At 48.4% G+C, this 23,538-nt stretch carries 25 protein-coding genes and 1 riboswitch; of the genes, 20 read left to right on the top strand and 5 right to left on the bottom strand.

Annotation, left to right across the window (positions count from 1 at the left end):
* Positions 1-12: 12 nt before the first annotated feature.
* From JYB87_RS10835 to JYB87_RS10820, 4 genes are all read left to right on the top strand, one after another.
* Complete coding sequence (locus JYB87_RS10835; RefSeq protein ID WP_207353515.1) at positions 13-1,077, top strand: ATP-binding protein; 1,065 nt, start codon at positions 13-15, stop codon at positions 1,075-1,077.
* Positions 1,070-1,606, top strand: a complete 537-nt coding sequence (locus tag JYB87_RS10830; RefSeq protein ID WP_207353514.1) for a response regulator transcription factor — start codon at positions 1,070-1,072, stop codon at positions 1,604-1,606. Before JYB87_RS10835 ends, JYB87_RS10830 begins: the two co-directional genes overlap by 8 nt.
* A 444-nt stretch (positions 1,607-2,050) precedes the next feature.
* Positions 2,051-2,788 carry a substrate-binding periplasmic protein gene (locus tag JYB87_RS10825; RefSeq protein WP_207353513.1) on the top strand — a complete coding sequence of 246 codons (738 nt, stop codon included), beginning with the start codon at positions 2,051-2,053 and terminating at the stop codon, positions 2,786-2,788.
* Between the two features lie 138 nt (positions 2,789-2,926).
* Complete coding sequence (locus JYB87_RS10820; RefSeq protein ID WP_207353512.1) at positions 2,927-3,688, top strand: substrate-binding periplasmic protein; 762 nt, start codon at positions 2,927-2,929, stop codon at positions 3,686-3,688.
* Between the two features lie 37 nt (positions 3,689-3,725).
* Here the strand turns inward: JYB87_RS10820 and JYB87_RS10815 are convergent, their stop codons facing one another.
* Entirely contained in the window at positions 3,726-4,349 is a 624-nt protein-coding gene (locus tag JYB87_RS10815) for an outer membrane beta-barrel protein (protein WP_207353511.1), read from the bottom strand.
* 248 nt (positions 4,350-4,597) lie between these two features.
* The gene (locus JYB87_RS10810; RefSeq protein WP_207353510.1) at positions 4,598-5,458 is read right to left on the bottom strand and encodes an aldo/keto reductase; all 861 of its coding nucleotides are present in this window, start codon (positions 5,456-5,458) and stop codon (positions 4,598-4,600) included.
* Positions 5,459-5,823: 365 nt separating this feature from the next.
* On the opposite strand from JYB87_RS10810, the gene JYB87_RS10805 reads away from it, so the two are divergent.
* The 11 genes from JYB87_RS10805 (at position 5,824) to JYB87_RS10755 (ending at position 14,901) form a co-directional block, all read left to right on the top strand.
* Positions 5,824-6,228, top strand: coding sequence for a GFA family protein (locus JYB87_RS10805; protein ID WP_207353509.1), 405 nt, complete (start codon positions 5,824-5,826; stop codon positions 6,226-6,228).
* Positions 6,229-6,354: 126 nt separating this feature from the next.
* Positions 6,355-6,467: riboswitch (TPP riboswitch) on the top strand.
* Positions 6,468-6,523: 56 nt separating this feature from the next.
* Positions 6,524-8,680: a TonB-dependent receptor gene (locus tag JYB87_RS10800; protein ID WP_207353508.1), complete on the top strand. Its 2,157-nt coding sequence runs from the start codon at positions 6,524-6,526 to the stop codon at positions 8,678-8,680.
* Between the two features lie 64 nt (positions 8,681-8,744).
* Positions 8,745-9,008 carry a YkoF family thiamine/hydroxymethylpyrimidine-binding protein gene (locus JYB87_RS10795; RefSeq protein ID WP_207353507.1) on the top strand — a complete coding sequence of 88 codons (264 nt, stop codon included), beginning with the start codon at positions 8,745-8,747 and terminating at the stop codon, positions 9,006-9,008.
* 29 nt (positions 9,009-9,037) lie between these two features.
* Entirely contained in the window at positions 9,038-9,673 is a 636-nt protein-coding gene (gene pnuC / locus JYB87_RS10790; protein ID WP_207353506.1) for a nicotinamide riboside transporter PnuC, read from the top strand.
* Positions 9,673-10,692: a phosphotransferase gene (locus tag JYB87_RS10785; RefSeq protein ID WP_207353505.1), complete on the top strand. Its 1,020-nt coding sequence runs from the start codon at positions 9,673-9,675 to the stop codon at positions 10,690-10,692. The genes pnuC and JYB87_RS10785 overlap by 1 nt, the downstream gene beginning before the upstream one ends.
* Before the next feature lie 104 nt (positions 10,693-10,796).
* Complete coding sequence (locus JYB87_RS10780; protein WP_207353504.1) at positions 10,797-11,642, top strand: DUF6279 family lipoprotein; 846 nt, start codon at positions 10,797-10,799, stop codon at positions 11,640-11,642.
* A gap of 83 nt (positions 11,643-11,725) precedes the next feature.
* Entirely contained in the window at positions 11,726-12,277 is a 552-nt protein-coding gene (locus JYB87_RS10775; RefSeq protein ID WP_207356673.1) for an NAD(P)H nitroreductase, read from the top strand.
* 14 nt (positions 12,278-12,291) lie between these two features.
* A complete protein-coding gene (locus tag JYB87_RS10770; RefSeq protein ID WP_207353503.1) occupies positions 12,292-12,567 on the top strand; it encodes a hypothetical protein in 276 nt (91 codons plus the stop codon).
* Between the two features lie 329 nt (positions 12,568-12,896).
* Positions 12,897-13,496, top strand: coding sequence for a 2OG-Fe(II) oxygenase (locus JYB87_RS10765; protein WP_207356672.1), 600 nt, complete (start codon positions 12,897-12,899; stop codon positions 13,494-13,496).
* 279 nt (positions 13,497-13,775) lie between these two features.
* Positions 13,776-14,369 carry a GNAT family N-acetyltransferase gene (locus JYB87_RS10760; RefSeq protein ID WP_207353502.1) on the top strand — a complete coding sequence of 198 codons (594 nt, stop codon included), beginning with the start codon at positions 13,776-13,778 and terminating at the stop codon, positions 14,367-14,369.
* Positions 14,370-14,493: 124 nt separating this feature from the next.
* Complete coding sequence (locus JYB87_RS10755) at positions 14,494-14,901, top strand: hypothetical protein (protein WP_207353501.1); 408 nt, start codon at positions 14,494-14,496, stop codon at positions 14,899-14,901.
* Between the two features lie 86 nt (positions 14,902-14,987).
* Here JYB87_RS10755 and JYB87_RS10750 read toward each other — a convergent pair whose 3' ends face one another.
* Complete coding sequence (locus JYB87_RS10750) at positions 14,988-15,881, bottom strand: TIGR01777 family oxidoreductase (RefSeq protein ID WP_207353500.1); 894 nt, start codon at positions 15,879-15,881, stop codon at positions 14,988-14,990.
* Between the two features lie 78 nt (positions 15,882-15,959).
* Entirely contained in the window at positions 15,960-16,328 is a 369-nt protein-coding gene (folX, locus tag JYB87_RS10745) for a dihydroneopterin triphosphate 2'-epimerase (RefSeq protein WP_207356671.1), read from the bottom strand.
* A gap of 82 nt (positions 16,329-16,410) precedes the next feature.
* Here folX and JYB87_RS10740 point away from each other — a divergent pair, with 82 nt between their 5' ends.
* On the top strand, positions 16,411-17,499 hold the full coding sequence (locus JYB87_RS10740) for an AI-2E family transporter (RefSeq protein ID WP_207353499.1): 1,089 nt from the start codon (positions 16,411-16,413) through the stop codon (positions 17,497-17,499).
* Between the two features lie 18 nt (positions 17,500-17,517).
* Positions 17,518-18,486 (top strand): class I SAM-dependent methyltransferase, encoded by a 969-nt coding sequence (locus JYB87_RS10735; RefSeq protein WP_207353498.1) that lies wholly within the window; start codon positions 17,518-17,520, stop codon positions 18,484-18,486.
* Between the two features lie 76 nt (positions 18,487-18,562).
* On the opposite strand, the gene JYB87_RS10730 is transcribed toward JYB87_RS10735, so the two are convergent.
* Positions 18,563-19,678, bottom strand: coding sequence for a kelch repeat-containing protein (locus JYB87_RS10730; protein WP_207353497.1), 1,116 nt, complete (start codon positions 19,676-19,678; stop codon positions 18,563-18,565).
* Positions 19,679-20,490: 812 nt separating this feature from the next.
* On the opposite strand from JYB87_RS10730, the gene JYB87_RS10725 reads away from it, so the two are divergent.
* The 3 genes from JYB87_RS10725 to JYB87_RS10715 are packed head-to-tail and all read left to right on the top strand — an operon-like array spanning position 20,491 to position 23,472.
* Positions 20,491-21,429 carry an HlyD family secretion protein gene (locus tag JYB87_RS10725; protein WP_207353496.1) on the top strand — a complete coding sequence of 313 codons (939 nt, stop codon included), beginning with the start codon at positions 20,491-20,493 and terminating at the stop codon, positions 21,427-21,429.
* A complete protein-coding gene (locus JYB87_RS10720; RefSeq protein ID WP_207353495.1) occupies positions 21,426-22,352 on the top strand; it encodes an ABC transporter ATP-binding protein in 927 nt (308 codons plus the stop codon). Before JYB87_RS10725 ends, JYB87_RS10720 begins: the two co-directional genes overlap by 4 nt.
* The gene (locus JYB87_RS10715; protein ID WP_207353494.1) at positions 22,342-23,472 is read left to right on the top strand and encodes an ABC transporter permease; all 1,131 of its coding nucleotides are present in this window, start codon (positions 22,342-22,344) and stop codon (positions 23,470-23,472) included. The genes JYB87_RS10720 and JYB87_RS10715 overlap by 11 nt, the downstream gene beginning before the upstream one ends.
* Positions 23,473-23,538: the final 66 nt, after the last annotated feature.

Raw genomic sequence — 23,538 nt, 5'->3', positions numbered from 1 at the left:
CAGGGAATTTTTATGTTACTGCTGCTGTTACTCGCATTACGTCAAGGTCGTCGCCCCGCGCCGGGGTGGATGGCGTTGTTGTTAGTGATTGAGGTCATCGCACTTAACAGCGTGATGGCGGCCAATGGTGCCGCCAGTAACCCCTTCAGTGCGGTGCTGCTCGTTCCTGTCGTCTTGGCATTTATGCTGCTGCCGTGGTGGGTTGCGGTGTCGATTTTGGCCATTAGCGTTAGCGCGCAATTGATCCAACTCTTGCTACTACAGTTATCTCAGCATGGTCAGATGCTGCATCACTATTACGGTATGGTGTTCGGCTTTGTGCTGACCAGTCTGGTGATTGCCGCTGTGATCACCTATTTCCGGCAGCAAATTCAGCAGCGCGAAAATGCCATTCGCACCCTGCGTGAACGGCAACTGCGTAATGAACAGCTGTTAGCGATCGGCACTGCCGCGGCGCAGTTAACCCACGATGTTGCCACCCCAGTGCAATCCATTCACTTATTGCTTGAAGAAGCATTAGAGCAACCGCAAACTTCGCCACAACTGGCCGAAATTTCCGAGCAATTTAAACGGATTGAACAGCAACTGGCGCAATGGCGCACTGTGGCCGATGATGTGCGCGAGCAACGCACTGTGGTGATGGATGTGCGTAAAATGTGGCGTTCGCTACAACATCTGTTGCTGGTGGCCAGACCGGAGGCGTTAATCCACTGGCATTGGCTCAGTGGCGAGCAAACCGCGTTAGTGAAAGCCGATGGCACCTTATTACCGGCACTGACCAATATGATCATCAATGCCTGCGAAGCGGCGGAGCAAACAAATCAACCGAAAGTGACGATTCGTAGCCAACTGCATCAAGGTGAATGGCAACTGCAAATTACCAATATGGCGCAGCCGTTATCGCCACAGGCGTTGAAAAACTTAGGCCTGAGCTTTGTGGAAAGCGGCAATGGTCATGGGATTGGCGCGGCACTGAGCAATGCCACTATCGAAAAATTTGGCGGCACAGTGCATTGGCAACAGCATGCACTGGAAGTGTTGACGGTGATTTCCATTCCGGTGGTGGCCAATGTCTGAGCGGATTTTGATTATCGATGATGATGAAACTTATTTGGCTGTTTTAAAACGGCGCTTGCTCAATGCCACTGCGTTTGAAGTTGATATTTGCAGTTCGATTAAACAAGCGCTCGCTCTAAGCCATGACAGCGTTTACGCCATTTTGTTAGATATGATGTTGGATCATGAATCCGGTTTGGATGGAATTCAGGCGTTAAAACAGCGCTTTCATCCGCAGCACTTAATCATGTTAACCGGCTACGCCAGTGTGGCGACCACGGTTGAAGCCATGAAGCGTGGCGCAACCGATTATCTTGCCAAGCCAGTAGGCTTAATCGAGCTGGTGCAGCGGCTACAAAATACGCCACAGCCCATTGCTGAACCACTGCCAATGACACCTTCACAAGTGGAATGGGAACATATCCAACGGGTGTTGTTAGCCCATGATGGCAATATCTCCGCCACAGCCAAGGCGTTAGGGCTGCATCGTCGCACCCTGCAGCGCAAGTTGCAGAAGTACGCGCCGATTCGTCATGATCTGTCCTGTTAATCCCAGCGTCTGCCGGTGAACGCTTGGTCTATTCGCTTGGTTTATTGGCTCGAATTATTCGCTCCAACCGACCTTTGGGGAAACGCGTGTTAGACAGTTTTAAACAGCACGAAGCGGATGCGACTACGCTGGTAAACCTATCGCTGGGCTATCGTTGGCAATAGTGGGATCTGAAAGCGGAAGTGCTCAATCTATTCGATCGGGCCGAGCATGACATTGACTACTGGTATGAATCACTATTGCCGAATGAAGCGAACGATGGTGTTGAAGATTCACACTTTCATCCTGTAGAGCCGAGAAAGCTACGTTTAAGTGTGAGTTATCATTATTAACGCTGTGAAAATAACGGCTTAGTTGTCATCAAAATTTAATACCAAAGGTGAGTGGCACATAATGTGAGGCTTGACTATTTTCTAAGCATTGCATTGATATTTTGGCCTAATTATGCGTTGTTTTACTCGCTTATTACTCTGGTTAATGTTGCTACCGTTTGCGGTGTTAGCCACAGAGCTAGTGGTGTTAAAAGCCGACTTCCGTCCGCGTCCGCCTGAAATGCGTTACGGCAATACCCCTGGCAGTTTTGAAGGGCCATTAGTGGAACTGCTTGAAACCGCTTGTGAGCGGGCTGGTTGCAAAATCGAATGGCAAGACAAGCCGTTTCCGCGCACCATGCGGGATATTCGCATTGGTCAGACGCATATTGTGCCGCGGCTGATTTACAACAAAGAGCGTGAAGAATTTACCTCGTTTATTGGCCCTGTTGCGGTTGAGCCTAAACCGATCCTATTTGTTACCCATAAAAATAATGACCTGTTGAATGAACAACAGTTATTTAAAAGTCAATTGGGTGTGAAACTCGGTACCTATTACTCTGAATTTATAAATCACGATGATCGCCTATCGCGCACAACTGCCGCCGACGATGCCAATCTAGTGAAAATGTTTGCCGCAAAACGTTTTGATTTTATTGCTGTTATCGATAAATTAAGCATTGAAAAAGCCTTCAGAGATATCAACTACAGCGACTATCAATATGCCACCTTCTATTATCCCAACAAGATGCCAATCTATTACGGGTTTTCGAAAGTGGCAGGTGATCAAGAGTTTATCGCTAAGTTGCAGCATCAATTTGAAATGATGATTTTACGTGGCGAGATCAATGAGATTTATGCGCGTCAATAAGCGTCAATTCACAGTAGAATAGACTATCCTTTAACCATGCTTGCGTAGTTGTAAAAATACGCAGTGCTACCTTTTCATTAATAATTTCAAAAGCGTTTGATATTTCTAGCAGTGACAGTGTCGTTCAAGGGAGGGGATATGCAAAATTGCTCCTTAATAGGTTTAGCAGCTTTGATTTGCACTACCCTAAGTGCCGTGAATACTGCGTTAGCCAAGGACATCGCGCTTTATTTTACTGGTCGTCCTCCCTTTATTTGGCAAGATGAACAAGGGCTGATGCATGGGATTAGCTTTGAGATCGGCGAAAAAGTATTTCGCTCTGCCAAGATCCCTTACCACTGGGAGCAAGCGCCTTCTGCTCGCGTACAGCATTACTTTAGTACCGATAATCATCCATTGTGTTTAGTGAATTGGATTTACACCGAGGAGCGGGACCAGTTGGGCAAAATTTCATTGCCTACCTACGTTGAGCGCGATTATCTCGCCGTTTTTCCAAACGCCAATTTTGACCGCTTTTACCACAAAGATATTGACGGAATTCTCGCCGATGACACCCTTATCGTATTGATTAAGGCGGGCTATGCCTACAGTTCTGCATTGGAAAAGAAATTTGCCAGCATGGCCGCCCAGAAAATTGACATGCGTGGCGATCAACAACGTAATTTTCAACTGTTAGCGGAACAACGCGCCGATATCGGTTTTTTTGAGCAGCAAGAGCTAGAACGTTTCGTGGTGCAATTTCCAGCATTGGCAGATAAGGTCACCATCATTCGATACCCATCGGTCAATCTTAAGCCGACCACGCGACATGTGATCTGCTCTAAATCTGTCTCTGACGCTGATATGGCGCGGATCAATGCCGCCATCAGTCAACTTCATGTGCTTAAGTCCAGCCAATAAATGGTGGGCGGCAATCTAGCGACCCACCGAACCTCGATTAGAAGCGGTAACCAAAACCCACGGATACGGCGCTGAGGTCAAACTCATCATCGGCAACGAACTTATTGACGGTAAGTGTGCTGAAGTAGCGTCCATAATCGGACTGCAATCCAACGCTCATCACTGGTCGAAAGCTGCTATCTGAAAACGATGCGTGCAGCACTGCGCTACTGACGTTGTCTGCATATGAAATATCAGCGTCGGTTTTGGAATGAATGTAGCTATAGCCGAGTTTTACAAAGGCTTGAAACGTTGGTGTAAAAACGTAACGCGCTTTGGCTGCAATATCTAACGCGTAGGTATTGGTGTCCACGTTGAAGTTGGCAACGTTGTAAACGGTAGAACCATCGCTCACGCCAACTGGTTCAACTTGCGGAAACTCTTGGCTACCATGCCAATAGTGAAAATCTGATTCGATTGCCCAAATATCATCGAGTTGCCAGCCTGCGGTTATGCCATAAACCCCTTTGTTGCCATCGTAACCAGGCAGAAGATTGATGCCGTAACCAATGTTGGCACCGAGGTAAAAATCGGATTGGGGTTTTTCAGCTGTGGTGGCTAAAGCTTGCTGAGAGATTAATGCGGCGGCTGCAACGAGCAGCGCTGAGAATTGCCGTTTCATATCAATGTCCTTATCTAACATATCTGCAATTCCGCCATCCATGACCAGTTGTCATTACCTTGAAAGTTGGCGGAACGATTGTTCTCTATGACAAGAGAAGGGCGCATCCTAGCAATTCTGCTGAGCAATGGAAATATCTTTGTAACCGATTGATATGTTGATGAGATTTAGTGCAGAAAACGCCTCGTTTTGATTGCTGTTGGCGTACAAAACGAGGCTTGTTAATCGGCTTAAATCACAGACAATGATTACTCTTGGCGATACACAGGGAAGCCGCTTGCTGCACCGTAATCTTTAATTCGTTCCATGCTAGTAAGGGTTGCCATATCATCGGCGCTGATTTCAAAATTCACGTCAGCGTTTTTTTGCATGTGCGCAGGGTTGGCCGTTTTTGGCAGTGGTAACAAGCCTAATTGCAGCAGATAGCGGATCGCCAATTGTGGGATCGACACTTGGTATTTGTCTGCCATCGCTTTAATTTGCTCGTTTTTAAACAGCTCGCCATGGCCCACTGGGGAGTAAGCTTCAACCACCATGCCTTTATCTTGTGAGTACTTGATTAGCTCAGTCGGTACGTTAGTGATATGCGCCAGAATTTGGTTGATAACCGGTTTCACCTTGCAAGCTTCAAGAATATTATCGATATCTTGTTGTTGGAAATTAGACAGGCCAATGGCGCGGATTTTACCGGCTTTTTGTGCATCTTCCAGCGCGCGCCACGCTTCGCGGTTGCCTTTAAAGTAGCGGTCTTCACCACCGAATTTTGCCCAAGGTTGTGGGCTGTGAATAATCATCAAATCGATGTAATCCAGCCCTAAACGTGCCAAAGAGCCATCAATTGAGGCTACCGCTTCATCGTAGCTTTTTACTTCAGCGGCTAATTTGGTGGTGAGGAAGATTGCTTCACGTTTGATATTGGAGGCGTTAATCGCCGCACCGACACCCGCTTCGTTGCCATATGCTTGGGCGGTATCGATATGGCGATAGCCAAGTTTCAGTGCTGCCGTCACGGCGGCGCCAACATCTTCGTCGCTGATCATCCAGGTGCCGAGTGCCAATTTAGGGATTTGCACACCATTAGCAAGCGTATAGTTTTGTTCCAAAATCATAAGATTCTCCTCTTCCTTGTTTAGTTGTCCAAGCTAACTTTATGAGTTAGTGGCGGCATTAAGCGTGAGCTCAATACCTTTCTAATCGGTATGAGGCCGGAATGTGTAAGTTCAAGTATAGCGCTGAAATTGACTGCCAAACTCAATGGTCGCTGTAGTAAAAACACGGTTGCTAATCACATTTAAAATCATATTAATCAATAAGTTGTGTTTTATTTAAACATCTAGCTATGTGCGTTTGTTGCCACAATTTAATCGCTGTAGAGATTGTTAAAAAATGGTGTCAAGTAACACTTTTGCATCATTGAGTTATCGCGGTTGGCTCTTTACCCTAAGGCTAAAACTATCTTCGACAGGGAATGATGATGGCGAAAGTGCTTTTGGGTGGATGCTGCTGTGGCAGCGTAAGTTTCAGTGTGATGGATGATTTTCGTCGCTTTTATTTCTGTTACTGCGAGCAATGCCGCAAGTTAACTGGCTCGGCGCATGCGGCCAATCTGTTTACTGCGCCCGATAATATCACCTGGTTAAGTGGCCAAGACAAGCTCAAGCGTTATGACCATCCCACTCGCGCATTTTCCAAAGTGTTCTGCAGCGAGTGTGGTTCTGGCTTACCATTTTTGATTAAAAACCAAAAATACCTGATTGTGCCCGCAGGCAGTTTGCATGACGAGCCATCCAAAACGGTAGACGCCCAGATATTTTGTGAAGAGCAGCTCGAGTGGCACAAAAGCGGAGTTACTGCGCCCAAACGCAATGGATTTGGGTAAATATGCTGCGTTAGCTGGTCACTCATTTTGAGTGATACCGTCAATTTGCTCGTTTGGTGGCTGGAGTGATTTGTCATACAAATTTGCATCAGGGCTATTTTCTTCGCGCTAATTTTATGTATACTTGACCGCGCCAAGGGGTGTTTGTCGATTTTATCGGCAGACTGAGACGCAGATACTGCGAACCCTTAGAACCTGATCCGGCTAGTACCGGCGTAGGAATGGGCCACAATTCGCACATTATCCAACCGCTAATCAGCATGCCGGATCTCAAACGTATAAATTTGAGGTCCAAATGAACAAAGTCTTTATTCCCACATTGCTTGCCAGCGCCATAGTGCAGGCTTTTGCCATCCCTGTTTTTGCCAATGATGTTGCTGCCGATGGGCAAAATAATCTGCCCGATACTGGCGTGATTGAGCACATGGTGGTCAGCTCCGACTTTCGTGAAACCCGCGTTGACCAGTTGCCTGCCAGCGTGACCGTGATTGGGCAGCAACGCATTGAAGATCAAGGCGCTGAGCATTTTGAAGATATGATCAACAATATTGCCAACTTCAACTGGTCTGGCGGTAGCTCTCGGCCGCGTTATTTCCAAATTCGCGGCGTAGGTGAGCAAGAGGAATACAAAGGCGCACCAAACTCCTCTGTTGGTTTTATTATCGATGACATCGATTTATCAGGGCTTGGCATGGTGTCAAGCATGTACGATTTGCAGCAGTTTGAAGTGCTGCGCGGGCCACAAGGCACGCGTTATGGTGCTAATGCGTTGGCGGGGCTGATTTATCTGAAAAGTAATGACCCGACTGACACGCCCGAGCATGGGCTTGAATTCTCGGTCGGGGATGATGAGCTGCGTACCTTGAGTGGTTTCAGCTCTGGGCCGTTAAGTGATAAATTGCTTTATCGCCTCGCGGTGCAACAGCATCAGCAAAATGGCTACATGGACAATAGCTACCTCAATCGTGACGATACCAATCAACGGGATGAACTGAGCGCACGCTTAAAACTGCGTTGGTTTGCCAGTGATAATCTTCAAGTTGATACCACGCTAATGTTCGCCGACTTTGATAACGGCTATGACGCGTGGACGCTCGATAACAACGGCGACACTAGCCTGAGCGACCAACCTGGGAAAGACAACCAAAAGACCACCGGCGCCAGCATTAAAATCACCTATGACGGCTTTGCGGCCGCTAAGTTTGTTTCGCTGACAAGTTTCACTAACTCGGATCACGGTTATAGCTTTGATGGCGATTGGGCGAATCCTGAGTATTGGGCCAGCCTTGATTGTGACGGTGAGGCTTGCGAATACGACTATTTTTGGGATCAGCAGGGCGAGCGTAAAACTTTGTCGCAAGAACTGCGGTTAAGCTCCAAAGAAGCGGGCAAGATTTTTGGCGGCTCAACCGATTGGTTGCTGGGGGCATATTTGATGAATTTGAGTGAAGATAACGATCTTTACTCAGAGTACAACGGCTGGCCTGACGAAGTGTTAGTCTCTCAGTATGATGCTGACAACTATGCCGTTTTTGGTCAGTTAGACACTGCATTCTCCGCTGGATACAGTCTATCATTGGGGGCACGAGTCGAGCGTCGCAGCAGCGATTACAGCGATACCAATAATGATAATTTTGACCCTAGCGAAACTATGTGGGGCGGCCATATTGCGCTCACCAAACAGTTGAGCGACACCCAAGACGCCTATATCCGCCTCGCGCGCGGTTATAAAGCGGGCGGGTTTAATATGACACTTCCTGCCACGCTATCGAACAAAAAAGAGTTCGACACAGAAATTCTCTACAACTACGAAGTTGGCCTTAAATCCTATTGGTTAGAAGGCGCAGCAAACACCCGCTTGTCAGTGTTTTATATGGATCGTCAAGATCAGCAAGTGGCTGCATCACTGCAAAATCCTGATGATCCACAACGCTTTATTTTGTTCACCGAAAATGCCGGCAGCTCGAAAAACTATGGTGCTGAGTTTGAGGGCAATTGGGCTGCCAGCGATAGTCTTGAGCTCTATGGCAGTGTTGGCTATCTGCGTGCCGAGTATGGTGATTATCAATACCAAGATAAATACGGCGCGAATGTGGATTTAACCGGCCGTGAGTTAGCCCATTCACCGCACTGGACATACAGCCTCGGCGCCAGCTGGCACAGTGATCTGGGTTGGTTTGCTAACCTCAATGCCAGTGGTAAGAGTAAGTTCTATTATTCAGATAGCAACGACTCCCAATCAAAGCCGTATAGCATCATCAATGCAAAACTGGGCTATGATGCGGAATCATGGGCGCTCTATCTGTGGGGCCGCAATCTGACCGATAAACAATACGGCGTTCGAGGTTTCTATTTCGGTAACGAGCCAGACCAAGGCTGGGCCGATAAACAATATATTCGCTACGGTGATCCGCGCCAGTTAGGGATAACGTTGCAATTGCGGTTTATGTAACGGCTTCGAAAGAAATTTGTATTGAATAGCCCTGCCACGGCGGGGCTTAATTAGGAGATTCATCATGAAATTAACAGCTGAAATCAGCATGTATCCGCTGACTGAAAGCGATTATAAAGAGCCCATTCGTTGGTTGATTAAGCGCCTCGATAGCTATCCGAATATTCAACGCGTGACCCATTCGTTAGGCACGCAAATCAGCGGCGACTGTGACGAAATTATGCAGATCCTAGCATCTGAAATGAAAGCGACCGATGAAAAGTGGGGCAAGGCAATGTTTGTTTGCAAGTTCGTTGAAGGCGAACTCGATCTCAATCGTAGAACCTAACCACAACGCTGACTATTGAGACTCGGAATATGACTGAACTCTGGCAAGTGCTGACCCAAGCTTCCTTCGAAATGCAGGGCATGAACCTGTGGGAAGGCGTGGCAGTGTTGCTCGCCTTGGCTTATCTTTTATTGGCCATGAAAGCCAATGCGTGGTGCTGGGGCGCAGCGCTCGCGAGTACGGCCATTTATACCGTGCTGTTTTGGAAAGTCTCCTTGCTGATGGAATCGGTGCTCAACGTCTACTACATGGCGATGGCGGTGTACGGTTATTGGATGTGGCGGCGGGGCGGTGAGGATCAGCAAGGTTTAGCTGTTTGCACTTGGCCGTTAGCCAAGCATCTGTGGGTGATTGGCTTGACCAGTGTGGCCTCATTGCTGGTGGGTTATGTGATGGCTAACTACACTCAAGCATCGTTCCCTTATCTTGATGCCGCCACCACCTGTTTTGCAGTGCTCACTACCTATTTAGTCGCGCAAAAAGTGTTGGAAAATTGGTTGTATTGGGTGGTGATTGATCTTGTCTCTATCTATCTCTATTTCAGTAAAGGGCTGATGTTAACCTCTTTGCTATCAGCACTTTACGTTGGTATGGCGATTGGTGGTTATCTGTTATGGCGCTCCGATTGGCGCGCGCAACAACTGGCAGAGGTTGAGAGCCGGTAATGTTGAGTGTGCTATTGGATTTTTGTGAGGCAGCGGAGTTAGCACGGTTGCAAGCGGCATTGGACGAATTGCAATTCACTCCGCTGCTGCTGACGCAAATTGAGCAAGGGCTGAGTAACCACAGTTTCAAATTGGCTGTGGCAAACACATCCAATAAAGTGCCGCAAGATTTACTGCTGCGGATCAACTCACCGGTGACAGATGCTATCTGCAGTCGCGATAATGAAATCGCCTGTTGGCGTGCTGCTGAGCAAGCGGGCTTGGCGCCAACATTGGTGTGGATTGATGCCGGTAAACGTTTTTACCTCGCTGAATGGATTGATGAATCCAGCACTGAGTTGCCAGAGCTACTGCCATGGCGCCAGTTTGCTGCAAATACTCGACGCGAGCTTGTGGCACACTTTGATAACGCTAAAGCGCTTATGCCCACTGAACAGCGAGTTGTCGATAAACTGCTGCAACTGCTGCTGGGATTAAGGCAACTACCAGCACCCGCGCTGGATATCAGTGTGGCGCAGCAATGGGATATCTATCTAACGCGCCTCGCTAAGATGGCGGCCGAGCAAAACTTTCCGCCACCTGTAGCCGCAGCGTGGTTGGCGCGATTGACGCTATTGCAGCAGTTCGCGGTTGCGCCGATTTTCGATGCATTGGCGAATGTATTGCACCGGCATCAATATTGTCATCGCGATTTAAGCGCCGCTAATCTGCTGTTTCGTGACAACCAACTCTACTGCATCGATTTTGAATATTGCTGCAGCTCCCATCCGCTGTTTGAATTGGCTGGCGTCATCGCGACCCATCAACTGTCGCCAGCCGCGCAGCAACAACTGCTACACCGCTATTTATTTGAGCACCCAAACCTCACCGCTGACGCCATTAAGGCGATGCCAGCGGCATTTGCCATCTTCTGGTTATATTCCTGCGCTTGGGCGTTACAGATGGTGGATCGTCAATGTAAAGACGCCGCCACACTATTCAGTTGGTTTGACAACTATCTACAACTTGTTGGAAAGTGATGTTTTCGTGAGTTATATCTCATTCTCTGTTCGAGAACTTTTGCCACATTGATGGGCTCAAATTCTCATTGAATGTGCTTAATTCGACAAGGAAGCCTCAGCCAATGAAACGACTGCTAGTGATGACGATGTTGCTGTTCGGCCTAACAGCCTGTTCCACTAAGATGAGTTATCACTTTATGGATTGGGCGATTGAATGGGGCTTAGATGATTACGTCAGCCTGAATCAACAGCAGGAAACTGAGTTTGATAACTTACTGGAAAGTTTTCTGAGCTGGCATCGCCAAAGTGAACTCCCCAAATACAGCGCCGATCTGCGCCAATTCCGTAACCAAATAGACGATGGCAGTTTATCGCCGCATAGCTGGCAAACGTTTGTTGAGCAATTGCGTGGGCACTGGTTTCATATTTTTGAGCAATATTTTGATGAGATGTGGCCGCTCATTTTGTCGCTGACCGATGAGCAAGTGGTGAACATCAACCAAAAACTTAGCGAAGAGCAGCGAGCGCTTGACCAAGAATATCAAGATAAAACCGCTGAGCAGCTGCAACAAGACGCCGACGAACGCCTGCAAGATACGCTCGATGATTGGCTCGGCAGTGTCACCAAAGAACAAAAGCTGCTTGCGCAGCAATACAATCGCGAGCGAGAATTTACCACTGACATGTGGCTCGAATATCGTCATGCTTGGTATCAACAGTTTAAACAAACGCTTGAGCAGCGTGACAAAACACCCCAGCTCAAACAGCAATTGCACATGTTACTTACCTCGCCACAACAGCTACGAAGTGACGATTACCAGCAAAAACTCAACCAAAATACCGAAAAATTTGGCGAGTTTTTGGTGCAACTGCGCAGCACGTTGACTGCCAAGCAACGTTATCATTTACTGAAAAAATTAGATGATTTGATTGAAGATCTTGACGAACTTGCAGCGGAAAGTGATTAATTAACCTATTAGCGAACTTGCGTATCTCGACGGGTCGCCGCTTTGATTGGCGTGCCCGTGACCATTTGATTAAGGACAACATTGTGGATGCATTAACCCTGTTACTTACTCGTCAATCCTGCCCTCGGTTAACTAAGCCAGCACCAAATGCGGATCAGCTAAAAGTGATCTTAGATGCTGCCGCGCGGGTACCCGATCATGGCGGTCTCGCGCCGTGGGAATTCATCATCGCTGAAGGGGATGGCTTAAGTAAACTGGCCGATATCTTTGAAGCGGCCGCCAGCCAACAAGGTGCCGATGACGACTTTATTGAAAAAGCCGCCAATATGCCTAAGCGTGCACCTATGATTATTACCGTAGTTGCCAAAACACGCAGTGATGTGACAAAAGTGCCCGAGTTTGAACAGCAACTTGCGGCGGGCTGTGCTGTGATGGCTATGCAACAAGCCGCCTTTGCTCAAGGTCTTGGCGCTATTTGGCGCACCGGCAGTTTTGCCTTTGATGAAACTGTTAACAAAGAGCTCGGGCTTGAAATCGATGACCAAATCGTCGGTTTCCTTTACATCGGTACGCCAGCCATCGACATGCCGTTAAAGCCACAAAAAGATGGCAGTCAGTTCGCCAGATATCTGTAACAGCAATGATAAAAATGCAATCTGACCCCAAAAAATTACTCGAGAAAAATCAGCAGTTGATTCATTCCGAGTTGATGAAAGTGGTCTCGCACACGCAGAGAGAGCAGGGCGAGTGGATATTGCATTCTTTGATGGTGGAAGGCTGTAGCGCACCGTTTAAATTTAAACGCAAAGGCCAATATCAAAGTTTAAAAGGTGCACGCGTCAATCTAACCTACTATCCAGCGAAAGAGGTTTTGGCAGGGCTTAGCTTTGAATATATGAAGGTGGTACGTATTAAGAAAGGCTAGTGCATCTCAATCTGACTTTTTCCTAGATATCATTAGTATACGAATGATTCGTACACGAATTTAAACTAGTTGCACACGCTCTAAACTCCACTGACAATCCGCGCTATCGTCGATAAGACGCTAATCATAACCCTCGCAGTCTATGTGAGGGTTTTTTAGTGGACTGTTCTCACACTGCTTTGGCAGTTGAGCTTTTTGAGCTGACTTTATTGAACACCTCTGTTGCAACTTTTCCTGCTTCATCAATAACTGAAACACTATCCCCGATTGATGCCGCATCTGCTGCGGTTTTAGCGGAACAGTGTGTCCCTACCTCTTTTTCCGCTGAGATACTGGACGCCATCGCTGATCAGTTGGTTGAAAATGGCTATCTTATTCTGCGTGACGTATTGCCCGCAGCACTGACCGAAGCGTTACGGGTTCGGGTTGAAGAAGCACCGGTCGAAGAGTTCCGGTTTGCGGCGATTGGTCGCGGTACCGAGCAACAGCTGAATAAAGAGATCCGCTCAGACCGAATCCGTTGGCTGGCCGCTGATTGTGAGCCAGATGCCAGTTATCAGCGTTATATGGAATCATTGCGCGAAGGACTTAATCAACGGCTGTTTATGGGGTTGTTTGATTACGAAAGCCATTACGCTTGGTATCGTCCAGGTGCCTTTTATCAAAAACATCTGGACGCGTTACGTGGTAGCCAAAACCGCATTTTAACCACAGTGTTCTTTTTGAATCACGATTGGCAAGCCGCGCAGGGTGGCGAGCTGATCATCTATGATGAAGCGGATAACCCTATCGAAACCGTATTACCTGAGTTTGGCACCTTAGTGATTTTTCTCAGTGAACGCTTTCCTCATGAAGTTCGGCCGACTCAACGTGGCCGCGGCAGCATTGCGGGTTGGTTTCGCGTCAGCAATAGTCACTACGGGTTTTGAACCTTGGTTTCTCATCTTGGGTGGCTAATCTTTTGGTGCGAGTAAACGGTTTCTCGCGAACGGTTTATTACCCACAATTTCGAGCTTGATATTGTTAGCGATGGCGGTTGTTGGCGCCATCGTTGCCAGAATTTCTCCTTTTCAGACGAAATAAATCGTCGCAGTCGCTTGCGCTTTGACGCTAATTTCGCGATAGTTCAAAAGACCCTTGCGGTTTTAATCAACCGATAAGTTGTTGTTGGGGTTGATAAGATCTGAACGTTGAAAAGGAGATGCTGCGTGCAATTGGATGGTAGTTTGTCCGGAGAATACGTCATTCTCGAACCCCTTACCCTCGACCATTTGGCAGCGCTGTCGTTAGCGGTTGCTGACGGTGAATTGTGGAAGTTGTGGTACACCACGGTGCCAAGCCCTGATGAGATGAAGGATTACATCTTAAAGGCGATCGCTGAAGAGCAACGCGGTGAAAGTCTTGCTTTTGCGGTACGGCATCGTGAAAGCGGTGCGATTGTCGGCTGTACTCGTCTTTGCCATTGGGATCAACCCAATCGCCATATCGAAATCGGTTATACTTGGTACAGTAAAAGCGTACAGCGCACGGCGGTGAATACCGAAAGCAAATTACTGCTGTTAACCTACGCCTTTGAAACGCTAGACGTGATTGCGGTTGAGTTTCGCACCCATTTCAACAATGAAGCGAGCCGCCAAGCGATTATGCGCCTTGGGGCAACTCAAGACGGGATTTTGCGTAACCACCGTATTTTGAAAGATGGCACAGTGCGCGATACCGTGGTGTACTCCATTATTAATAGTGAATGGCCCGAGGTGAAAGCTAACCTCAAGCAAATGTTACAACAGAAGGCCATTGCATAATTCCCCTATGGTGAACGATGAATGAAGGCAGCGCAGGCTGCCTTTTTTGTTGTGCTAACTTCTTGATATTAAGCGATAGCTAAAGTAGCTTTGTTTCATTCAATCACAGGGGAATACGTGACCAATGAAATTGATCAAACATTGGCTTGTGGCAGGTGCGCTACTAACAACTGCAAATTTACTAACAACTGCAAATGCGCTGGCAGGTGAAGCGGAGTCAGCCTTTACCGCCGAACTGCAACAATGTGCAGCTTACTATGATTTAGGCGCGCAAATGGTGGCGGCCATGAATGCGCCGCAAATGGCCGCGGTGGGCGACAGACTAAAGCAGCAAGGCAAACAGGCGGCTGAGTTGGCGGCAAAGTATGATAGCAATAATGCGGCGACCATTGAAAAAACCAAAGAGCAGATGATGGCATCGACCGGCGGACAGGGCATGGGCGCGTTAATGCGGCAATTCAAAGAGCCGTGCCAGCAACTGTTAAGTGATCCGCAAGCCAGACTCAACTATTGGATTATGGCTAAGATGTAATCGCTTACGGTTGAAAATATAACGCCTGCTTAATGCAGGCGTTGTTGTTTTTATCGTGAGCAGTTGCTGCGCCTTAGTGGTCAATCCTAGCGTTGAAATAGATCAGTCATCGCTTCATCAATCTGATTGAACCTGAACTCGAATCCGTCAGCGAGGGCATGTTTGGGGAGCACGTATTGCCCTTCTGTCAGTAGTTCTGCCATTTCGCCTAACGCCACTTTTAAGGCAAAGGCTGGTGCGGGTAGGCAGGAGGGGCGATGCAGCGCTTTGCCGAGTGCTTTGCTAAATTCTGCATTACTTACCGGATGGGGCGCGGTGGCGTTGTAAATGCCGCGACATTCATCATGACTGAGTAAAAATTGCAGCAGCCGCAGTAGGTCCTGCAGGTGAATCCAACTCATGCCTTGTTGACCATCGCTGATGGGGCCGCCGAGACCAAATTTGAATGCTGGCAGCATTTTGGCCAATGCACCACCATGCGCAGCCAGCACAATGCCAATGCGGAAAATGCACACGCGGGTTTTATCTGCGACTGCTAGGGCTTTCTCTTCCCAGACGCGACACACTTCATGGCTAAACTCTGGGTGAGGAATGCCTTGTTCATCGATGGCGAGCTGAGATTGACGACCGTAGTAGCCCACCGCAGAAGCGCTTAAAAACGTATGGGGAGGTGTTGTAGAGGCGGCAATCAGTTCACTGAGTTTTTCAGTGATATCCCAACGGCTGTAACAGATCTTCTGCTTTTGATTTTCGCTCCAACGCTTGGCCACAATCGGTTCACCAGCAAGGTTAATCACTGCATCGATTTCATTGAGGTGATGCAATTGATCAAGTGACGCCAGATATTGATGTTCGTGCCCCAATTTTTGCCGCGCTTTACTCGGGTCGCGGCTGACAATCATTAACTCATGTTGAGGCGCCAGCAGCGTCACTAAAGCGCTACCTACAAAGCCTGTTGCACCGGTAAGCAGAATTTTCATATAGGCAACCGTTGTCAGTTGAGAATAAATTTAACTATAGAAGATAACAGCTTATACGTAATGTACTGGGTTAATCGATCATTGCGGTTTTTGCCAACTTAATTGCAGTGACACCGAATCCGCAAAGCGCAACGCATGGGGTTTATCTACCTCAACGGAAGCAAATTCTACCCACGGATGTTCAGTGGCGATTTCTAGAATTTTGCCGGTCAGGTGCTCCAGCAATGAGAAACGATTATCTTCAACCAAGGCGATAATCGCTTTGGTAATAGTGCGATAATTGAGTGCATGCTCCATCGCATCGGTTTGATAGGCTTTTTCAGCAGCATAGTGCATCACAACGTTGATTATCACGTCCTGCCGATTGTTGATTTCTTCCTCTTTAATCCCGATAAAAGTGCGCAATCTGAGATTTTTAATGCGTATAATAGCCAGTTCTGGATGAATCATAAGCTTACTTATTGTTTGAGCTGGAAATTTATTCTTAAAGATTAGCAACTTTGTCACAGAACAAGAAGGAAATTTGTCGATGCAGCAAAGCTATCGTCCCTCGATGACAGTACGCGGGTTTGCAGTGATGGCATGTTTGGTGATTGTGCTCGCGGGGATCAAAGCGGCCAGCGCCATTGTGGTGCCATTTGTATTGTCGGTTTTTATTGCGATGATCTGCAGCCCAGCAATTAGCCTGTTTGTGCGTTATCGCGTCCCGCGCTGGTTGGCAGTGTTTTTGCTGATGGGATTGATTTTGCTGGCTGGGCTTTGGTTAGCCTCGGTAGTGGGCAGTTCGATCAATGATTTCACCAAACATTTGCCGACTTATCGGGCGCAATTGGTGGATCAGTTTTCGTGGATCCTCGATAAGCTGCGCGAATTCAACATTCAAATTTCTAAAGACAAAGTGCTGGCCTATTTTGACCCTGGCATGGCGTTGTCGATGACCACCAACACGCTTTCTGGCGTGGGCAATGTGATGGCGAACCTGTTTCTGATCGTGCTCACCATAGTGTTCATGCTGTTTGAGGCGGAATCACTGCCCCGCAAATTGCATTTGGCGCTCGATGATCCGGATATGCGTTTGTCGCAAATTGACCGTTTTATGAAGTCGGTTAATCGTTACATGGTGATCAAAACTTTGGTGAGTTTGGCAACTGGTGCCATCGCTGGCTTGGGACTGTGGCTGATGGGGGTTGATTACCCGCTGCTGTGGGGCGTAGTTGCGTTCCTGTTTAACTACATTCCCAATATCGGCTCGGTGATTGCCGCGTTGCCGCCGGTGTTGTTGGCCTTTGTGCAGTTTGGCCCATCGGGTGCCGGTGGCGTTGCGGTGCTTTATGTGGCCATCAACATGGTGATGGGCAACCTAGTTGAACCGCGCTTTATGGGGCGTGGTTTGGGGCTATCTACCCTCGTGGTGTTCCTGTCGTTGATTTTCTGGGGCTGGTTGCTGGGCTCTGTAGGTATGTTGTTATCTGTGCCGCTGACCATGATTGTCAAAATCGCCATGGAAGCCAACGAAGGTTCGCGTAAGCTGGCGATTTTGTTGGCTGATGATAGCAGTGCCGAGGCAATGCTAAGCCAACCGCGCTCGCCAGCAGACGATGATACTGATTCAAAATAACCCAAAATAGAGAGTTTGATGCAAGCTTTTGTTGATGCAATTGCGGCGATTACGCCGAGTACCGATGCTGAACGTTTAATTCATGGCCGTGGCGGTATGTTGCCTGGGGGAGAACACCTGTGTGTTGATTGGTTTCCGCCAGCGCTGCTGTTGACCTCGTTTCGAGAATTAACCACCGACGAATTACATAAGTTGCAGCAGGCATTGGTGCAGCGTTTTGCAGAGCTTAATCTGCCGCTGAATTTGGTCTATCAGCATCGCGCGGGTGGTCAAACGCAAACTGTGTTGCTGCAAGGTGAACTGCCAGAACCGCATGTTGTGACCGAAAATGGCCGACAGTTTTATGTGCACTTGCTGCGAGGGCAAAACCACGGCTTATTTCTTGATATGCGCAATGGCCGTCAATGGGTGGCTGAGAACGCCAAATTCAAAAAAGTACTGAATCTGTTCTCCTATACCTGTGCATTTTCAGTGGCTGCGCTTAGCGGTGGCGCTGACGAAGTGGTCAATATCGATATGGCGAAAGGGGCGCTGTCAACGGGCAAGCAAAACCATGTGCTGAATGAGATGCCCTCAGGGGCGCGTTTCCTCGGCCACGATATTTTTAAATCTTGGGGCAAACTGAAAAAACTTGGACCCTATGATCTGTTGATTGCCGATCCGCCCAGCAATCAAAAAGGCAGTTTTGTCGCCACCAAGGATTATGTGCGTCTGTTACGCCGTTTGCCTGAGCTATTAAATGACGGCGCTGACGTATTGCTTTGCTTAAATGCGCCAGAGTTAGGCCGAGATTTTTTGATGCAGCAAGTGGCCGACACACTGCCGCAGCTGCGTTTTATTGAACAGATTGAAAATCCGCCAGTGTTTGCTGATGTTGATGCTGATCGGGCATTAAAAGTGCTGCTGTACCGTTATCACGCCGATGCTGTGGTTGCCGCTGACGCCGACACAGACGTGCAAGCTGAAGCAGGGAGCTCTGCAGCTTAGGCCATTGGACCGAATGAATAAAAAAGCGCGGTTGCTGTATTCGTTGCAGCAACCGCGCTTTTTTTTTTGCATTTTATCAGTTGCTAACGAGAGGCTTTTGCATAAAGCGTTGTACAGTGCCTTGTTGACCGACACTGATACAGCCCACTTCGTCACGGCAGGCAATGCTCCACATATTTAATTTTCCGCGTCGCTGCCACGCTGTTGTATCCGTTTCTTGGGTATCGGTTACTGCCGTCTTTGTTAATAACGAGTCTGTTAACGACGAGTCCGTTGATGACGAGTTCGTCACTGGCGTAATGTCGAGTGAGGCTACACCGTTAGGGTTAGCAATCCAAATTTGCTCGCGTCCGTTTGCTCGCAGTATGGCCGAGCCGTAAATAGCGCCTTTGAGTGGCACAGGCGGTAGCGGCTGCCATTGTTTGTCGATGAGGTTGAAGCGATACACAATCGCGGTTTGATTGCTCGGGTTAAGCGAGCCTCCGAACGCGTAAATATCATCACCATTGAGTTGGACCGAAAAAATTCCGCTCGCTTCGCCGCCGGGGAACGGGCTGTCTATCGACATCCAACCGCCTGCGTCTCGTAGTAACAGTCTTGGTGTTGCTGCGTTTCCGGTACCGATAACCACCTTTATGTTGCTGTCACCGCGGTTAACACAAGTACCGCTGGAGGCAAAACCGCCTTCGTTGGCTTGGACGCTGATGGGCAATTGTTCACGTTGCCAGTTGGCGCCGCCATCTTGCGTTTGCAGGATGAATAGCCCTGCGTCATCTGAGTCGCCATAAAGCCAACCGGCATCGTTATCTATCATCTGCAAACAATCGTAGAACTGTTTGGGGTTCTGCCCGCTGCTCACTTGGCGCCAATCGATACCCTCGTTTTCGGTCATATAGAGTCGTGACGCTTCGCCGCTACCGGCACTCATCAGTAACACTTTGCCATCGCCTAACGGCTGAATATCGCGAAACTCAAACTGCTCAGTATTTTGTGGTGCGGTCACGGGTTGCCAATGTTTTCCATTATCAACCGACATGAAAATACTGCCCGCAGTGCCCGATGCCCACACTTGATTGCCATGCCAATACACAGCGCGAAAATCGATGCTGCCATCCAGCTGGGTCGTTTCATTGGCGTGTGCTGTACCCATCAACATCAAAGTACAGGCGAGCCCTTGCAGTAGTTTAGCCATGGTGCTGAGTTGCTCCTTGCTGGCGGTGGCCATCATAGGTGTGATGATTTTGTTAATATTAGTGGCTTTTATATGGAATATCAGTGAGATAAGCAATAGATTCCGCTAAAAATAAACCAAGTGAATATTTGTAAATTGCGAATGCAGCTTTTAATGCCAAAAACAGATTGAGACTGTAGTGAGTGCTGTAAGACTTTCGTGATTTTAATGGTTAATGGCGACTTTAATGAGATTCAACATTCAAAACTGAAAGTTATTGGTAACTTTTGAGACGAGTTGTTGCTACACTCTTGAAGTTGAGTAACGACTCTAATGCTGAGTTGCCCCTTTTCTTAGTAAGAGTGCTTGCTCAATAACTGCGGCACTGCGGACACAACAGCGCAGCAATAACAACACTCAAATCAAGCAATAACTAAGGCCGAAGTGAGACCTTAGTTTAGCGCTCATGGAAGAGAGGCTTTGCTCACTCAGGGCGTCAATCTGCGCACAGTTAGTGCAACGTTCTTCGGTCAAGAAATTTCCCCGCCATTTCGCGGGGATTTTTTTGCCAACTCAGCAGTAATTTCTACGTAAATGTGCACTTTGCAGCATGATTCACCCTGATGTTTCAGTCACTATTGGTTATATTCATTAGTAGAGGAATTGCTTGGAAATTTAGACGGCACTTAGTCAAGCTGGCTAACCCAACGCGTTCAAACACGATAAGTGTTAATTGCCCTAGCATGCAGTTTTTTGCTACAGCATAACTATCGGGTTATGTACGCTGGATTATTTAGTGGCAATAGGTTAGCTATGGCAAAGGAGACAGAATCATGATGCGTCGATTGTTGGCCCTCGTATTGTTGCAGGCGCTTACTGCCTGCGAACAATCTACCTCAGTTGCGATGGGAACCCTTGAACGAGATAGGATGTTACTGACCGCGCCGGTCAACGCTAAAATCGTCCAATTGCCTGTAGAAGAAGGACAACACGTGAAGCAGGGCGAGATATTGGTTCAGTTAGATACGGTGACTGCCGCAGCGTTGCGGGCACAGCGTCAAGCTGAATTGGAACAAGCCACTGCACAGCTGAGGTTATTTGAAAAGGGTGCTCGGCAAGAAAGCATTGCTGCGGCGCAGTCGGCCTATATTGCAGCAAAAGCCGCCGCAGTTGATGCTGAGCGTCAATACCAACGCAGCCAACAACTGGTTAAACAACAGATGGTTGGCCAGGCTGATGTAGATAATGCGTTGGCAAATCGTGACCAAACGGCGGCGTATCAACAACAGCTATACCAGCAATGGCAACAGCTGCTAAACGGCAATCGCCCCGAAGAGATTGAACAAGCTAAGCAACAAGTCAATGCTGCTGCAGCCGCTTTACAAGTCGCTGAGAAGTCACTGGCAGATCTGAGCATTACCGCACCGAAAGAGGGCGTGGTAGATATTTTGCCGTGGAAGACGGGGGACCGTGTGCCAGCTGGGGCACAACTGGCCGTACTGCTGGCCTCGGAGCGGCTTTACGCGCGAGTCTATGTGCCGCAAACCGCCTTAACGAAATTACATCAAGGCGATGCTGTCATGGTCAAGGTTGACGGTCTCGCGGATAGCGTGCAAGGCGTGATAGGTCATATTCGCAGTCAGCCGTCATTTACGCCATTTTATGCGCTGAATGAACGTGACCGAGCACGCTTGATGTATCTCACCGAGATAGAATTCCCCCCACAATTGCCATTAGCGGTTGGCGCAGCGGTTGAGGTGCGGTTGCCATGAGTCAGGCGGCGATTGCGCTTCAAGCTCAGGGGCTCACCAAACGCTTTGGCAAGCTCACCGCAGTTGATAATTTGTCATTGTCGATTCCTCGTGGCGCCATCTATGGGTTTCTTGGACCGAACGGCAGCGGTAAATCGACCGCAATTCGTTTGCTGACGGGCTTGTTAATCGCCGATGAAGGCGGTGTCACTGTGCTTGGGCAATCTTTGGCTGGTCACGAAGAAGCGCTAAAAAGTCGCATCGGTTATATGACACAAAAATTTTCGCTGTTTGAAAATTTAACTGTGTTAGAAAATCTGCGCTTTGTAGCGGCGATTTATTGTGTTAAAGGGGCTCAGGCTAAGCAGCGCATTGAGCAATTACTGGTGCTGTACGGATTAGCGCATCGTCAACATCAGCTTGCGGGTACCATGAGTGGCGGCCAAAAGCAGCGCTTGGCATTGGCCTGTGCCACCATACATCAGCCAGAATTATTGTTTTTAGATGAGCCCACCTCGGCGGTTGATCCTGAAAATCGACGTGATTTTTGGGAGCGACTTTTTGACCTCAGTGCCGCTGGCACTACCATTCTTGTTTCAACCCATTACATGGACGAAGCCGAACGTTGTCACAGCTTGGCGATTCTTGAACATGGTATTAAACGTGCTGATGGCGCACCGCGTGAATTGATGCAGTCAATGTCCGCCTATGTGGTCGAAATTTCCGGTGAATCCCTGCGCCAAGTGAAGCAGCAAGTCTCGGCGTTGCCGCAAGTGATTTCTGCTGCACAAGTTGGTAATCATCTGCGGGTGCTAGTGACCAAATCAGTGGCTGATGCCGTGAGCCTGTTAGTGCCATTTTGCGATAATCACGACATAGGTTTAGTGCGCCCAAGCCTTGAAGATGTGTTTGTGAGTTGTACTGGAGGTCGCCATGTGGGCTAGGTTATGGGCGATTGTCACCAAGGAACTCAAGCAGCTACGGCGTGACCGCATGACCTTTGGCATGATCGTGATGTTGCCTCTGATGCAGTTAATGTTATTCGGCTATGCGATTAATACCGATGTGCGGCAAGTGCCCGCTGGAATAGTGGATTTAAGCCAAAGCAGTTATAGCCGCCAGCTGGTGCAGCTGGTTGCCGCAACCCAAGTGGTCAGTTTTAAAACGCAATATTTTTCGGCGCAAGCCGCTGACGAGGCAATCACCCGTGGCGAAGTGAAAGCGGTATTGCTGATCCCTGCTGATCTATCGAGTCGGTTGGTGTTGCATCCAGCTTTCGACCCAAATCGAGAAGATTCACAAGCGACAAGGCCGATAGCGCAATGGATAGTGGATGGTGCTGACACCATGGTGGCGGCCGCAATTCGGGCGTTACGGAATATGCCGTTGGCGGAACTGCACGGTAACAGTGTGCCAGTTGCCACGCCCAGTTTTGAGGTGGTGCAGTATTTCAATCCAGAGCAGCGTTCGGTGGTTAACATTGTGCCAGGGTTATTAGCGATTATTTTGACCATGACAATGGTGATGTTTACGTCTGCGGCGATTGTGCGAGAGCGCGAGCAGGGCAATATGGAGTTTTTAATCGCTACCCCGGTCAAACCGGTGGAGCTGATGGTCGGCAAGATTATTCCCTATGTGTTTGTTGGTTTAGTGCAGGTCAGCATCATTTTGGCCGTCGGCCATTGGGTGTTTAACGTTCCTGTTCGAGGTGGTTTAGATTCGTTATTGGCGGCATCCTTGCTGTTTATCTTTGCCAGTCTCACGTTGGGGTTAGTGATCAGTACGCTGACCAAAAACCAGTTACAAGCGATGCAGATGACGGTGTTTATCCTGATGCCATCCATTTTGCTGTCAGGCTTTATGTTTCCCTACGATGCTATGCCCGTGCCTGCGCAGTGGATTGCCGAAGTACTGCCAGCGACTCATTTTATGCGGATGGTGCGGGGAATTGTGCTGCGGGATGCCGAACTGTGGTCACTCAGCAAAGACGCCTTGTGGCTAGTAGGTTTTACCTGCCTTGGGGTATTTGTGGCGGCGAAACGGTTTAATAAGCGCTTGGAATAGGTCCGCTTGTGCTGCTGACGAAAGACTTTATCTAAACAAAAGGGCTTACGCGGTTTAACGCAGTAA

The organism is Shewanella avicenniae (assembly GCF_017354945.1).
Classification (GTDB): domain Bacteria; phylum Pseudomonadota; class Gammaproteobacteria; order Enterobacterales; family Shewanellaceae; genus Shewanella; species Shewanella avicenniae.
Note: the sequence above shows the minus strand (reverse complement) of the source record. Positions and strands in the feature narration are given on the sequence as shown.

What these genes read in the sequence shown, in the direction of transcription:
- JYB87_RS10835 (WP_207353515.1), top strand. Translation starts at nt 13, where the DNA reads ATGTTACTGCTGCTGTTACTCGCATTACGTCAAGGTCGTCGCCCCGCG.
- JYB87_RS10830 (WP_207353514.1), top strand. Translation starts at nt 1,070, where the DNA reads ATGTCTGAGCGGATTTTGATTATCGATGATGATGAAACTTATTTGGCT.
- JYB87_RS10825 (WP_207353513.1), top strand. Translation starts at nt 2,051, where the DNA reads ATGCGTTGTTTTACTCGCTTATTACTCTGGTTAATGTTGCTACCGTTT.
- JYB87_RS10820 (WP_207353512.1), top strand. Translation starts at nt 2,927, where the DNA reads ATGCAAAATTGCTCCTTAATAGGTTTAGCAGCTTTGATTTGCACTACC.
- JYB87_RS10815 (WP_207353511.1), bottom strand. Translation starts at nt 4,349, where the DNA reads ATGAAACGGCAATTCTCAGCGCTGCTCGTTGCAGCCGCCGCATTAATC.
- JYB87_RS10810 (WP_207353510.1), bottom strand. Translation starts at nt 5,458, where the DNA reads ATGATTTTGGAACAAAACTATACGCTTGCTAATGGTGTGCAAATCCCT.
- JYB87_RS10805 (WP_207353509.1), top strand. Translation starts at nt 5,824, where the DNA reads ATGGCGAAAGTGCTTTTGGGTGGATGCTGCTGTGGCAGCGTAAGTTTC.
- JYB87_RS10800 (WP_207353508.1), top strand. Translation starts at nt 6,524, where the DNA reads ATGAACAAAGTCTTTATTCCCACATTGCTTGCCAGCGCCATAGTGCAG.
- JYB87_RS10795 (WP_207353507.1), top strand. Translation starts at nt 8,745, where the DNA reads ATGAAATTAACAGCTGAAATCAGCATGTATCCGCTGACTGAAAGCGAT.
- pnuC (WP_207353506.1), top strand. Translation starts at nt 9,038, where the DNA reads ATGACTGAACTCTGGCAAGTGCTGACCCAAGCTTCCTTCGAAATGCAG.
- JYB87_RS10785 (WP_207353505.1), top strand. Translation starts at nt 9,673, where the DNA reads ATGTTGAGTGTGCTATTGGATTTTTGTGAGGCAGCGGAGTTAGCACGG.
- JYB87_RS10780 (WP_207353504.1), top strand. Translation starts at nt 10,797, where the DNA reads ATGAAACGACTGCTAGTGATGACGATGTTGCTGTTCGGCCTAACAGCC.
- JYB87_RS10770 (WP_207353503.1), top strand. Translation starts at nt 12,292, where the DNA reads ATGCAATCTGACCCCAAAAAATTACTCGAGAAAAATCAGCAGTTGATT.
- JYB87_RS10755 (WP_207353501.1), top strand. Translation starts at nt 14,494, where the DNA reads ATGAAATTGATCAAACATTGGCTTGTGGCAGGTGCGCTACTAACAACT.
- JYB87_RS10750 (WP_207353500.1), bottom strand. Translation starts at nt 15,881, where the DNA reads ATGAAAATTCTGCTTACCGGTGCAACAGGCTTTGTAGGTAGCGCTTTA.
- JYB87_RS10740 (WP_207353499.1), top strand. Translation starts at nt 16,411, where the DNA reads ATGCAGCAAAGCTATCGTCCCTCGATGACAGTACGCGGGTTTGCAGTG.
- JYB87_RS10735 (WP_207353498.1), top strand. Translation starts at nt 17,518, where the DNA reads ATGCAAGCTTTTGTTGATGCAATTGCGGCGATTACGCCGAGTACCGAT.
- JYB87_RS10730 (WP_207353497.1), bottom strand. Translation starts at nt 19,678, where the DNA reads ATGGCTAAACTACTGCAAGGGCTCGCCTGTACTTTGATGTTGATGGGT.
- JYB87_RS10725 (WP_207353496.1), top strand. Translation starts at nt 20,491, where the DNA reads ATGATGCGTCGATTGTTGGCCCTCGTATTGTTGCAGGCGCTTACTGCC.
- JYB87_RS10720 (WP_207353495.1), top strand. Translation starts at nt 21,426, where the DNA reads ATGAGTCAGGCGGCGATTGCGCTTCAAGCTCAGGGGCTCACCAAACGC.
- JYB87_RS10715 (WP_207353494.1), top strand. Translation starts at nt 22,342, where the DNA reads ATGTGGGCTAGGTTATGGGCGATTGTCACCAAGGAACTCAAGCAGCTA.